This window comes from Paenibacillus taichungensis (assembly GCF_003287275.1).
Taxonomy (GTDB): domain Bacteria; phylum Bacillota; class Bacilli; order Paenibacillales; family Paenibacillaceae; genus Paenibacillus; species Paenibacillus taichungensis_A.
The window spans coordinates 1-11,963 of record NZ_QEVW01000017.1; the positions used below are offsets into that span (position 1 = coordinate 1).

Sequence of the window (11,963 nt, forward strand, 5' to 3'; positions counted from 1 at the left end):
AGCTCATTTTGAAACTGACGAAATTAAAAATCTCATATATTTTGCTTCCAAATCATACAGTCCGAAGACTTGTACCAATTTCTCAGCGTCGATTTTGCAAGCAAGATCGTTACTCACTCGTTGTTCAGTTTTCAAAGATCAAACTCGATTTGTGTTACTCTTTTTCGTCTCAACCGCGTTTTCGGCGGCGACTTAAATAATATATCACATTTCGTTTGTTTTCGTCAAGAACTTTTTTTGATTTCTTTTTTGAGGCTTTCGTTCTTCACTATTTCCTTTGCAGAATTTATCATTTGTTGACGATAAGCTCGTTTGAGGAACGAAATATAATGTATCATATTTCCTGAATAAGAGTCAACCTCTTTTTATAAATTATTAAACAAACAAAAAAGGAAGGTTTCCCCTCCTACTTCATAAGCCATGTAACGGCAGACTTCACGGGTAACTACGCCTCAATCCAATAGCGGATTTCTCGTCCATCTCCTCCTATAAAGGATGGCCATCCTGCCGATTCTTTTACTATAGAACGAAACACCAGTTTGCGAAGGATAAGAGGCAAATCCTCCCGTACAAATCTCAACTGTGGATGATGAACAAGTTCATCCATACTCCACGGTTCTCTTCGACTTCCAAGCACACGCAGAAGCAAGCCTGAGCAATCACTCATTTTGGACATCACTGAGAATTCACAAGCAAGCAGCACAAGCTCGACTCTCTGTTCCAGCGTCTCTGAACTTACTGTAAGCTCCTGATATAGCTTCCACAAGGCGCGATCCAAACTCTGCACATGTGTCCAGACGGCATGATCCGGGTAGATCCCCTGTTCAATAAGTACAATTCTAGCCCAGTTCCCCAGAGCTTCTAGCACATTGTAATAAGCATCAACCACATGTCCCTCTTGAATGTAACGTTTGGCTTCCACATACATTCTCAAAAAACTGGCGAATTCATGCAGCAGCTTTTGCTCACGTAATTCAGTTCCAAAAGCAGACAGTTCCTCACGTAAATTGCTTAAGGCATTATCCGCTTCCCAAATAATTTCACCTTCAATCAGGCACTGCATGATGTTATTGTTATCCCCCGTAATTACACTGCTCTGCAGTTCAGGTCGGCTGACATAGATCATTTGATAACGAAGATCACCATATTTGTAGTGTCCAACCTTGGAGATTAACTGGTCTGTATTATGAACGACAAGTACGAGCAATTCAAAATCCTGGATTAGGGAGCCGTGGAATCGATCTCCCGGGTGGGAATAAGCGATAGCCCCAACTGCCCCTGTCTCTTCCGACTGTTCGGACAAAAAAGCAAGGTTCTTTAGTTCCACGATTCCCTCCATACAATTCATGGCAGATAAGCGCCAAGTCAGTTATAATGTAATTCTACATGCAGACTGAAGTTTCCTTCTTATCCAGGTCCGATACTACTCATACGATAGGAGCATTTTTCATGATTTTTAAATCAGCAAAAATTAATGCTTTTCGCACTTGGGGACTACTACTTACCATGCTAGGCATGGGCCTAATGGTACTGGGAACTGCCGGAATTGTGTTCTGGGGACACGCGGGCAAAGTATTTGCCGCTGTGGGACTCGTCATCGGCCTGATTGCCATGATGGCTAGTCTGGCCATTTATTTCTGGGCTGGTATGCTATCCACAAGCGCTGTACAAGTAGACTGTCCGGAATGTGGCAAGTTAACCAAAATGCTCGGCAAGACGGATCGTTGTATGTTTTGTCATACCATCCTTACCCTGGACCCTAATCAGGCCAATACAACCAGTCCACAACTGAAAGCGCATTCCACATCTCCATCCCCTTCCGACACAGATCATGGCATGAGTTCCAACAGCTAGATGCTCTTTTTCATCAAAGCCCAGAGACAGAAAAAAGGCCCGGTATCTTCACCGGACCTTTTTTTGAATTTCAGAAAGACATTAAATTAGTTAATTAATTAATATATAAGTTCAATAGAGTTATTTCATGTTTATTTCGAATACCCTGCTTGTTTTAACGTCTCCCATGCCGATGCATTGGCGAAGCTTCGATTCCATGCAGCTACTCCACCCAATTTCAACGAAGCAACCAAATCAACACGTGCCTGAAGCGAAACGGCATCTTCTATCCAAATTTTCTTAGTAGCCCCATCTTCGGAATATTCCACATAATTCTGTCCGCTTTGTTTATCCAGAACAGGTTTAAGTTTCTTATCCTTGATCAGGTCTGTGATGGTGTTCATGCCTACTGCTTTGGAAGACACCTTCACTTCTCCTTGATCATTGGTCTCTTCCGTCCAGATTCGAGTATATAGCGGCACAGCCATAATCAATTTGTTCGATGGTACTTCATCCTCTTCCAGGATCCTTCTCATAGAAGACTCCGTCCAAGGAAGCGAAGCAACCGAACCGGCCTTTGGACTCGCAGCCCAGTGCTCGTCATACGCCATAACGACAATATAATCGGCAAAAGAGCCTAACGAGCGGCGATCCAGAAAAGCGGACCACATCTCACTGTTCGATTTCGGTGTTACATCAACCGAGAGCATCAAGCCATGAATGCGAGCCATCGCCTTGATTTCGCGGACAAATTGAGTGATATTCGGTCCATCGTCTGTATAGACGTTCTCAAAGTCTATGTTAATGCCATCTAAATGGTAGGTCTGTGCATACTCCAGCATCTGCTCAATAATATGCGTACGTGTCTCATATGAGGATACGGCTTCTTTCGTAATATCCGGATCAAAGCTGTTATCCATCAAGCCCCACACTTCCATGCCAGAACGGTGAGCCCAGTTAACGTATGCTTTGTCCCCTTTGCTTTTTACGCTGCCTTGTCCATCTGTAATATGGAACCACGTGGGACTGACCACGTTGACTCCAGGCATCTTGCCAATCGAAGACACATCAGGCTGTCGATTGTATACGGCTTCCCAAACCAGGTTGACCGGTTTATTCTGCCACTTTTTCTCCGCCGCGGTCAGGGTGAATTTAGGCTTGTCCAGTTCCTTTTTCTCCGTAAGAGTGACATACTTATTAGCCACGTATCCGGCATAACCATTATCCAACTGAACAAAGCTCTGGTCATCACCAGTCTGCCATACCCTTACTCGTGCGTCCTGCTCCATATCGGCAATAATGGGAGAAGAAGATTCTCCCCCGCGCTTGTACAATGGAACCGTTTTGTCCGCCTTGGAAGACAATGTATTAATCTCCGCATACTGAATGGTGTCACCTCCACGCATCAGCAGCACCGCACCCGTTGTAGCATCTTCTTGTATAGCTATTCCATACACTTCTTTCAATGGTTTGAGCGGAATATAAGTTTCTCCGCCAACCACCTCCGGTTTAACCGTCATGGGATAATCTCGATGATTAAGTTCCGCCTTCGTACTGCCTTCCTTCATATGGAGTACTCGCTGCGGTGTTGCAAGTATGATATCTCCTGTGTCAGCTTCATATCGTATTCCGGAATCGATCGCCTCTTGCAGCACTGATACAGGCAACTTAAGCTGATCTCCCGTCCCTGAGGCTTCACCATCCATCAGCTGTCCGTCCACAAAAATAGGTTGATTCATGCCAATCCAGTCGGGGTCTTCCTGAATCTGATTAAGCCAAACATTCGTTATTAGCCAATAAGCACCACCTGCGACAACACAGGCAGCTAAAAATCCAGGCCAGAACGAGCGGCGCTTCTGACGTGTATATCTGCTTTTTCTACTCAAACGTCTACCTCCGTTAATCATGCTGAATCATGAAATAGCTAATTTGCTGAGACTATATACATTCTATCGTCCTAAAAACAAAAAACGTGAAGAATCCAAACTGAATTCTGCACGTTAATATTGTAATTCAACTCTCTTAATCCCTGCAACTTTTACAAACTCCATATACTTCCAATCGGTGACCATGTACTTCAAATCCTGTACTTGACTCCGCCTGGAGCTCCACGCTCTTTAAAGAAGGATAACTGAAGTCTTCAATTTTGCCGCATTTATCACAAATAACATGGTAATGATCCGTCACATTGGCATCGAAGCGGCTTGAATTATCTCCGTATGTCAATTCCCTAACCATGCCGGCTTCCAGAAACATCTTCAAATTGTTATATACAGTCGCCACGCTCATACTGGGAAACTGGGGTTCAAGCGCACGGTAAATTTCATCGGCTGTTGGATGCCCCATGGATTCCATCAGATAGTTCAATATGGCATGACGCTGGGGTGTAATACGGACACCGGTCGTTTTCAGATGCTCCAACGCATGTTGGACACGTGTTGCCATAAAACCCACCGCCTTACCTTTCATTACTCTGCAGAGACAGAATGTATGATCACATGTGCTCTTCATTCAGAGTTGATCCTCGGCTGGAACAACGACTATACATTTTCCCTGCCGTGTAACCTTGCCAGTTTATATTTATTGTACGGCGATTGCAAGTTTATTGTCAACGCGTCAGTCAGGGAACTTCGGACGTTTGGTCTTGGGAATTCTGTCCTTCTTCGGACATTTGTTCCAAGTTATCATCCGTATTTTCCGGATCCAGCGAATTCGTTCCAACAGGAGGCACTGCAGGATTACGATCAATAGTGAGGTCGCTGTTACCTTCAACTTTAACCGTATATTCTCCTTCACCAAGCTGACCCTCAATCGTTTTATTCTTCACTTTAAACGGCAGATCCGTTTGCAGATCTCCATAACTGCTGGAACCACTGAGACTATAATCCCCCCGCTCCGGAATCAAAATGTTAATAGCACCTACAGCGCTATAAACGTCCCAGTCACCGCCTACTTTGGCGGATACAATACTTATACTGCCATTGAGGGATTGAGCTTTAACTGCCAAACTTGCGCCGTCTACACTGATATTTCCGTTTCGGGTATCCGCCGTGATCTCTCCGACGGAGTCCGTGATGTTAATACTTCCGACTTGTGTAGTCAGGTTCACATTTCCAGAAACCCCACGGGCCTTCATGTCTCCTCGATTACTGTTCAAGTCCACATTTCCGATCGCGTTTGCCACAACGACATCACCATTCAGCGTTTTACCCGAAATATCACCTACTGCATTCGTAATTCGAATTCGTCCATTTCCGGTCTCAGCCAAAATGGTACTAATAGCTTCCGGACGATTCAACAATATGGCTCCATTGGACGTTCGAATATCGAGATTGAAACGACGATCATCCGGAATCGTTATGGTGATATTCATCCGCGGCTGTGTTTTCTCGTTCTCTCCATACGTTTTGCCTGTAGTCTTGATATGAATCACTTTTGTACCGTCTGCCTCAACAAAGGAAGCGTCTGCCACTGCTTTGGCCTGTACTTCAGTTGTCTGATCCACCCAAACTACCGTGCGCACTTCAATCTCTTCCGTGTCCCCCCGCTGTACCGAGATATCCCCGTTCACGCCCTCAACAACTAGGTCCGACGTATCCATACCTACAGGCACCCGAATCGTGCCCTTATCTTCCATATATCCAGCTGCCTGACTGTAGTCCATGGATGCAGCCCCCAGATTGAGACTCACCCTGTTCCACAAATGCATATAGTGATCCTGCTCTGAAACGATAAATACAGAAGCCGTCAGGACAAGGGACGTCAGGATGCCCTTAGCATCGGGTCTGAAACGCATTTTAATTTTCTCACCCTGGTTGTTTGCATCTACATTCCCTCTTCGACGTGTCACTAAGAACAACAGTATGTATTCCACACCTAACACAATGAGCAAGAGGGGCCACCAATCGACCATCTCATATACATAGTCCGTTCCCCACCGTTTATCCAAAATCAACAGCACACCGACAGCTACGATTAAGGCGGCAGCCGTATAGCGGCCGACCCGGACTTTACGGTTCATGGCTATCCCTCCTTGAATAGTTCACACTAGATTTTCTTCTTGCGAAGCATGACCCAGATTTCCCGTCCGAAAAGGATTAGTCCTCCTATGATCATCAGAACAGCAAATGTATATCCGCCATACACAGCGATTAGCTCTTTAAACCAACGTGGTTTGCGAAAGAACAATACCAGCAACGACCCTCCTACAATCAGAAGCAGTCCAAACGAAATGCCTCTCTCCCACACCATCATAGCTTCCCCTGCAGAACGTTCGTTAGGGATGGGCTTGTCCGAGCTATTGTGCGTAACCGCTCTTCTCCTGCGCATCATCACCCAGTCCGCAGATTGCAATACGTCGAATACATTGTAAAAGTAAATCACGGGAATAAACAATGCCAGCAGGATAAGCAATGGTACATTGATCTGTATTCCAATAGTTGAGAAATACAAAAGTGCTGACAGGTCCAGAAGCACAAGCATCATGAAAGTCAGACCTCTCATGTATAGCCGGAGATAAATATGGCCCAGACCCGGAATAACCGCACTTAGTAACCCGGCAATAAACTTGTGGGTCCGATTGCGGACAGGTTTTCCACGCTTTCCGCTGGAATTATTGTTCGACTGACGTTTCCGTTTCATAAACGACTCCTTTCTTCCGGGGATGTTCCCGCTCTTCATGCATTTGGTTAGATAGTACCCTAAAGAGCCAGGAGAGTAACTGGAAGAAATATGGTTATGAGCAAAAACCCTCCGACACTAAAGGCCTCAGAGGGTTTAATTCAATTATTCGACTGACACTTTCGTTACATGTTCCCACTGTCTTAACTTGGATACAAGCTGCACTGCACTGAACTCATGAGGCATGTAGACATGCAACACAATTTCAATTTTGCGTTCAACTGATATCATCTCTGCATAAGCCAAATCCTGTTCATTAACCGTTATTTTACGGATTTTGATCTTCTCCTGCTCCATAAATGAAGATACCTGTTCCAGAAAACCGGGCTCAGACAAGGTATGAAGGGTAACCACATGCAGTTTGTTTCCACGGATATACCTAAGCTCCAACTTATTGAATACCCAGAGGTTAAGTAATACCAAGACTGTTGACACGATGGAGGCAAAAAAGAATCCCGCGCCTGTTGCCAGTCCGATGGCTGCGACAACCCAAATGGAAGCTGCTGTTGTCAGTCCGGTAATCGACTTGCCGGTAAAAAGAATCGTACCCGCTCCGAGAAAACCTACGCCAGTAATAACGGCTGTAGCCAGACGGGCCGGATCAATCCTTACGTTTAATTCATTTGCAAAATCTTTAAAACCATAAACAGATAACATCATAATTAGTGCAGATCCAAGACATACCAGAATATGGGTACGCAGACCGGCAGCATGATTGGAACGCTCCCGCTCTAGACCTACAAGCCCTCCAAGCAGCATAGCCAGTAATAATCGTAATAAAATGTGCCACTCATCTATGAACCAGGGATTGCCCAAAGCCGGTACTCCTCCTCCAAGTTGTTCACATCATTAATCTTTATTCTTATGAAATGTCGTTAATTCCACTCCTGGTGCAATCTGCACAACTTCCACGGGTTTAAATCCGAATTTGGTATACAATTTCACGGCTGGCTGGTTCAACGTTCCTGTGGAAACGATATAACGCGGAAGATCCGGATACTGTTCAAATACATGTGTCATCAACGCAGCAGCAATTCCTTTACGAAAATGATCAGGGTGCACCATCATTCGTGTGATCGTTAGCGTGTTGATCTCTTCCTCATCCACTGCAACCGCACCAAGCAATTCACCATCCGTGTCCAAGTAGCCATAGAAGGTCTCCCCACAGTTCTGCAGCGTCTCCATCGTATCCATCAAAGGCGGAATCTCCTGAAATCCGATGATTTCGGCCTCGAGCCGATAAGCTACATGCTGCAGTCGCCAGAGCTGCCCTACTGTCTCCAGATCACTCAATGACAAAGATTGAATCTTCATAACCTACCTCATCTCCTTTGTATGTCACTGAATCCCGGACAATGCAATCAAACTTATGCCCCTAACAAAAAGAGGCTGTCACAGGGACGAGCCTCTTTCTGTCCGGCCTCACCGGATGGATTAGCGGTTCAGTACATCTGTAAGCAGTTGATTGGCTAGTCCCGGATTGGCTTTGCCTTTGCTTTCTTTCATGACTTGACCAACGAGGAAGCCAATAGCCTTCTGCTTACCAGCCTTGTAATCTTCCACGGATTGCGGGTTGTTCGCAACAACCTGCTCCACAATGGCGAGAATGGCACCTGAGTCACTAATCTGAACCAGACCTTTCTCTTCGACAATTTGCTGTGGAAGCTTGCCGCTCTCGAGCATTTCCTTAAATACTGTTTTGGCGATTTTACTGTTAATTGTACCTTTTTCGAGCAGTCCAATCATCTCACCCAGACCTTGGCCAGTCAGTGGTACCTGGGTCAATTCAAGGTTGCTGGTATTCAAATAACCAAGCAAATCACCCATAATCCAGTTGGATACGGCTTTGGCATCCTTGGTGTATTTCAGACTGTCTTCAAAAAGATCAGCGACGGCTTTGGAAGAGGTAATAACCTCCGCATCATAATTAGGCAGTCCATAATCAGCGGTATAACGGGCTTTACGCTCGTCAGGAAGCTCCGGTATGGAAGCTTTGATCCGTTCTTTCCAGGCTGAATCAATATGCAGCTTCACCAAGTCCGGATCTGGGAAATAACGATAGTCATGCGCCTGCTCTTTACCACGCATCGACAATGTTTTCCCTTGAGCCTCATCCCAGCGACGAGTTTCCTGAACTACTTCGCCGCCATCGTCCAAAATTTCCGCTTGGCGATACTGTTCATATTCCAGACCACGTTGAACGCCCCGGAAGGAGTTCATGTTTTTCAGTTCGGCTCTCGTTCCCAGCTTCTCCTGTCCATGCGGACGCAAACTAATGTTGGCATCACAACGCAGTGAGCCTTCTTCCATCTTCACGTCGGATACATCACAGTACTGCATGATCGCACGCAATTTCTCCAGATATGCACGTGCTTCCTCCGGAGAAGAAATCTCCGGCTCGGACACAATCTCTACCAACGGAGTACCAACACGGTTGAAATCGACCAATGAAGCATAGCCGCCATCCACGTGGGTAAGCTTCCCTGCATCTTCTTCCAGATGAAGACGCGTAATGCCAATTCGCTTTGTTTCACCGTTGACCTCGATATCTATCCAGCCGTTCTCACCAATCGGTTGATCGAATTGTGAGATCTGATAAGCCTTCGGAGAATCGGGATAGAAGTAGTTTTTGCGGTCAAACTTGCTGACATCAGCAATGGTACAGTTAAGGGCCATGGCCGCTTTCATCGCATAATCTACAGCTTGGCGATTCAACACAGGCAATACGCCTGGATGTCCGAGACAGACCGGACAAGTATGTGTATTGGGCGGAGCTCCAAAGGCAGTGGAGCAGCCGCAAAAGATTTTGGAGTTTGTATGCAACTCGACATGGACTTCAAGTCCAACGACCGTTTCATATTTAGATGCGGACATTTCTATATTCCTCCGTTCCGGGCAGTCTACAGCTGCGGACGCTGCTTGTGGAATTCCGTATTTTGTTCAAACGCATGCGCTACGCGCAGTACGGTCGTTTCATCAAAGGCTTTACCGATAATCTGCATACCAACAGGCAGTCCGTCCGAGAATCCGCAAGGGATGCTAACTGCAGGTACACCAGCCAGGCTGACAGGGATAGTCAGAATATCATTGAGATACATCGTAAGTGGGTCATCGACCTGGGAACCGAGTTTAAATGCCGTTGTTGGCGCAGTTGGCCCAATGATGACATCATATTTGGCAAATACGTCGTCGAAATCCTGTTTGATCAACGTACGCACTTTTTGGGCTTTCAAATAATACGCATCGTAGTAACCTGAACTGAGCGCATAGGTTCCAAGCATGATGCGTCGTTTCACTTCGGGACCAAAACCTTGACTGCGAGACTGGTGATACAGATCCAGCAAGTTCTCCGGATTGTCTGCACGAACACCATAACGCACACCGTCAAAACGAGCCAGGTTCGAAGAAGCCTCCGAGGAAGCGAGAAGATAATACGTAGCTACCGCATATTCGGTATGCGGAAGGGATACTTCTTCCCATGTTGCGCCGAGTCCTTCGAGGACTTTCAGAGCAGACAGGACGGTTTCTTTAACTTGAGGATCAACGCCTTCACCAATGTATTCCTTCGGAACAGCAATGCGAAGTCCTTTGACATCCCCGGTCAGTCCACTCAAGTAATCCGGGATATCCACTTTCGCGGATGTCGAATCTTTGGCGTCATAGCCAGCAATGGCTTGCAGCACATAGGCAGAGTCCTCGACATTTTTCGTCAAAGGTCCAATTTGATCCAGGGAAGATGCGAATGCAACCAGACCAAAGCGGGAAACGAGTCCGTAGGTAGGTTTCAAACCGACAACACCGCAATAGGAAGCAGGCTGTCTGATGGAGCCCCCTGTATCTGATCCCAATGTGAAATAAGCTTCTCCTGCCGCAACAGCCGCAGCAGATCCACCACTAGAACCGCCTGGAACACGATCGAGTGCCCAAGGGTTACGTACCGGATAGAAACTTGAATTTTCATTGGAGCCGCCCATGGCGAATTCGTCCATGTTCAGCTTCCCGATCGTCACGGTATCCGCCGCTTTCAGCTTCTCGACAACCGTTGCATCATACACCGGGTCGAAATTGCGCAAAAACTGGCTGCCGCATGTTGTGCGCAGTCCGTTCGTAACGATGTTGTCCTTAATGCCGACAGGCAGACCGAAAAGCAAACCCTTCTCCTCACCGCTGACAAGACGATCATCGAGTTGACGTGCACGTGCACGCGCCTGCTCTTCATCCAGTGCCAGATAAGCCTTAACCTTCTCATCCCGTTCACCAATGTTCTGATATGCCTGATTCACCAGATCGCTGACCGACAGCTCCTTGGCGTGCAGCTTGTTATGTATCTCCGGCAACGATTGTTCAAATAAACTCACGTAATTCGTCCTCCTTCCGGTTATCCGTTATTCCATTACAGCAGGCACTTTGAATTGCCCGTCTTCTTCATCTGGTGCATTGCGCATGACCTGTTCAATCGACAGACTTTCCTTCGTCTCATCTTCACGCATCACATTGCTGACGTGCAGCACGTGAGTGGTTGGCTCAATGTTCTCTGTATCCAGTTCATTCAGCTTCTCAGCATATTTTAAAATCGCGTTCAGCTGTCCTGTCAGGGTCTGCTCTTCTTCAGCAGTCAAATTAAGCCGGGCCAGCTTGGCCACATGCTGAACGTCATTATTCGAAATACTCATTTCCGGATGCCTCCTTCATTCGTTCTAATTCCTGAAACCGCCGAAAACGAATCGTCCGTTTAACGGGCTAAAGTCCCAAGATAACTTTTTTCATTATAGGTGAGATAGTTCGACAATTCAATGCAAATGACCCGAGTTACCGAATATGCAAAATAACCCCAAACGATGGAGTCTTCCCTTAGACACATTTTGAAACCTAATCAACTGAATTTTTACACGCATAACTAGGATAATGAGGGCTTTAACGTTCAGACTTTCTAATCTAATCAAAAAAGAGCCGGCATCAGCCGACTCTTCAAATTTTAAATCCATGCACGCAGGTTAACCTGCTTTATAAAATCCGCCTGTGACATAACATCGTTCGCGGTTTCCTCTTCCTCTTCCACAGCTTGAAAATCTCCGTTCATCAGATGATGAAACAGTTTCTCATTGTGTGTCGCAAGGGCGTAATCTATCAACGCTTCTCGCTCGACCCGCTCAGCTTCCTGCTTCAGCAGAACCTCTTCTAGATCGACGTCGCCGGATGGAACAAAAAAGTTCCGATTCACCTGCGGCACTCGAAGCACGTAATCGAACGCATTGTCCGGATTCCGGTCATAAGCGATGATGAAACCATATTCCCCCACAGGAAGATTCTGCTCAAACGCATCCGCGACGATGACAACCTTCTCTCCTAATCGCAGCATCGTCTAACCTCCTGGTAGTCTATCTTTTTATTATTTGTATAGTCTACTAGAAAAGAATAGCGATGTCTACGATTACTAGAATTAAACAAAA

The 11,963-nt window shown here is 46.2% G+C and carries 12 protein-coding genes; 1 reads left to right on the plus strand and 11 read right to left on the minus strand.

Annotated elements, in window-relative coordinates; translation table 11 throughout:
• Positions 1–445 precede the first annotated feature (445 nt).
• Positions 446–1,327: a nucleotidyltransferase-like protein gene (locus tag DC345_RS24030; RefSeq protein ID WP_258530781.1), complete on the minus strand. Its 882-nt coding sequence runs from the start codon at positions 1,325–1,327 to the stop codon at positions 446–448.
• Positions 1,328–1,449: 122 nt separating this feature from the next.
• Here DC345_RS24030 and DC345_RS24035 point away from each other — a divergent pair, with 122 nt between their 5' ends.
• The gene (locus tag DC345_RS24035) at positions 1,450–1,854 is read left to right on the plus strand and encodes a YgzB family protein (protein WP_113055359.1); all 405 of its coding nucleotides are present in this window, start codon (positions 1,450–1,452) and stop codon (positions 1,852–1,854) included.
• A 131-nt stretch (positions 1,855–1,985) separates the two neighbouring features.
• Here the strand turns inward: DC345_RS24035 and DC345_RS24040 are convergent, their stop codons facing one another.
• From DC345_RS24040 to DC345_RS24090, 10 genes are all read right to left on the minus strand, one after another.
• Positions 1,986–3,719 (minus strand): glycosyl hydrolase family 18 protein, encoded by a 1,734-nt coding sequence (locus DC345_RS24040; RefSeq protein ID WP_113055360.1) that lies wholly within the window; start codon positions 3,717–3,719, stop codon positions 1,986–1,988.
• Between the two features lie 136 nt (positions 3,720–3,855).
• A complete protein-coding gene (gene perR, locus DC345_RS24045) occupies positions 3,856–4,278 on the minus strand; it encodes a peroxide-responsive transcriptional repressor PerR (RefSeq protein ID WP_024631328.1) in 423 nt (140 codons plus the stop codon).
• A 175-nt stretch (positions 4,279–4,453) separates the two neighbouring features.
• Positions 4,454–5,854 carry a DUF4097 family beta strand repeat-containing protein gene (locus DC345_RS24050; RefSeq protein ID WP_113055361.1) on the minus strand — a complete coding sequence of 467 codons (1,401 nt, stop codon included), beginning with the start codon at positions 5,852–5,854 and terminating at the stop codon, positions 4,454–4,456.
• Positions 5,855–5,880: 26 nt separating this feature from the next.
• Positions 5,881–6,474, minus strand: coding sequence for a hypothetical protein (locus DC345_RS24055; protein ID WP_113055362.1), 594 nt, complete (start codon positions 6,472–6,474; stop codon positions 5,881–5,883).
• Positions 6,475–6,618: 144 nt separating this feature from the next.
• The gene (locus tag DC345_RS24060; protein WP_113055363.1) at positions 6,619–7,329 is read right to left on the minus strand and encodes an MgtC/SapB family protein; all 711 of its coding nucleotides are present in this window, start codon (positions 7,327–7,329) and stop codon (positions 6,619–6,621) included.
• Positions 7,330–7,362: 33 nt separating this feature from the next.
• Positions 7,363–7,827, minus strand: a complete 465-nt coding sequence (locus DC345_RS24065) for a GNAT family N-acetyltransferase (protein ID WP_113055364.1) — start codon at positions 7,825–7,827, stop codon at positions 7,363–7,365.
• A gap of 120 nt (positions 7,828–7,947) precedes the next feature.
• Positions 7,948–9,387 (minus strand): Asp-tRNA(Asn)/Glu-tRNA(Gln) amidotransferase subunit GatB, encoded by a 1,440-nt coding sequence (gatB, locus tag DC345_RS24070; protein ID WP_113055365.1) that lies wholly within the window; start codon positions 9,385–9,387, stop codon positions 7,948–7,950.
• 26 nt (positions 9,388–9,413) lie between these two features.
• Positions 9,414–10,871, minus strand: coding sequence for an Asp-tRNA(Asn)/Glu-tRNA(Gln) amidotransferase subunit GatA (gene gatA / locus DC345_RS24075; RefSeq protein WP_064640573.1), 1,458 nt, complete (start codon positions 10,869–10,871; stop codon positions 9,414–9,416).
• A gap of 27 nt (positions 10,872–10,898) precedes the next feature.
• A complete protein-coding gene (gene gatC, locus DC345_RS24080; RefSeq protein ID WP_063566618.1) occupies positions 10,899–11,186 on the minus strand; it encodes an Asp-tRNA(Asn)/Glu-tRNA(Gln) amidotransferase subunit GatC in 288 nt (95 codons plus the stop codon).
• Between the two features lie 302 nt (positions 11,187–11,488).
• The gene (locus DC345_RS24090; protein WP_024631336.1) at positions 11,489–11,872 is read right to left on the minus strand and encodes a hypothetical protein; all 384 of its coding nucleotides are present in this window, start codon (positions 11,870–11,872) and stop codon (positions 11,489–11,491) included.
• Positions 11,873–11,963 lie beyond the last annotated feature (91 nt).

Bases quoted from the DNA above. Each gene is read 5' to 3' on its own strand.
- DC345_RS24090 (WP_024631336.1), bottom strand. From the start codon at position 11,872: ATGCTGCGATTAGGAGAGAAGGTTGTCATCGTCGCGGATGCGTTTGAG.
- gatC (WP_063566618.1), bottom strand. From the start codon at position 11,186: ATGAGTATTTCGAATAATGACGTTCAGCATGTGGCCAAGCTGGCCCGG.
- DC345_RS24065 (WP_113055364.1), bottom strand. From the start codon at position 7,827: ATGAAGATTCAATCTTTGTCATTGAGTGATCTGGAGACAGTAGGGCAG.
- DC345_RS24055 (WP_113055362.1), bottom strand. From the start codon at position 6,474: ATGAAACGGAAACGTCAGTCGAACAATAATTCCAGCGGAAAGCGTGGA.
- perR (WP_024631328.1), bottom strand. From the start codon at position 4,278: ATGGCAACACGTGTCCAACATGCGTTGGAGCATCTGAAAACGACCGGT.
- gatB (WP_113055365.1), bottom strand. From the start codon at position 9,387: ATGTCCGCATCTAAATATGAAACGGTCGTTGGACTTGAAGTCCATGTC.
- DC345_RS24050 (WP_113055361.1), bottom strand. From the start codon at position 5,854: ATGAACCGTAAAGTCCGGGTCGGCCGCTATACGGCTGCCGCCTTAATC.
- DC345_RS24035 (WP_113055359.1), top strand. From the start codon at position 1,450: ATGATTTTTAAATCAGCAAAAATTAATGCTTTTCGCACTTGGGGACTA.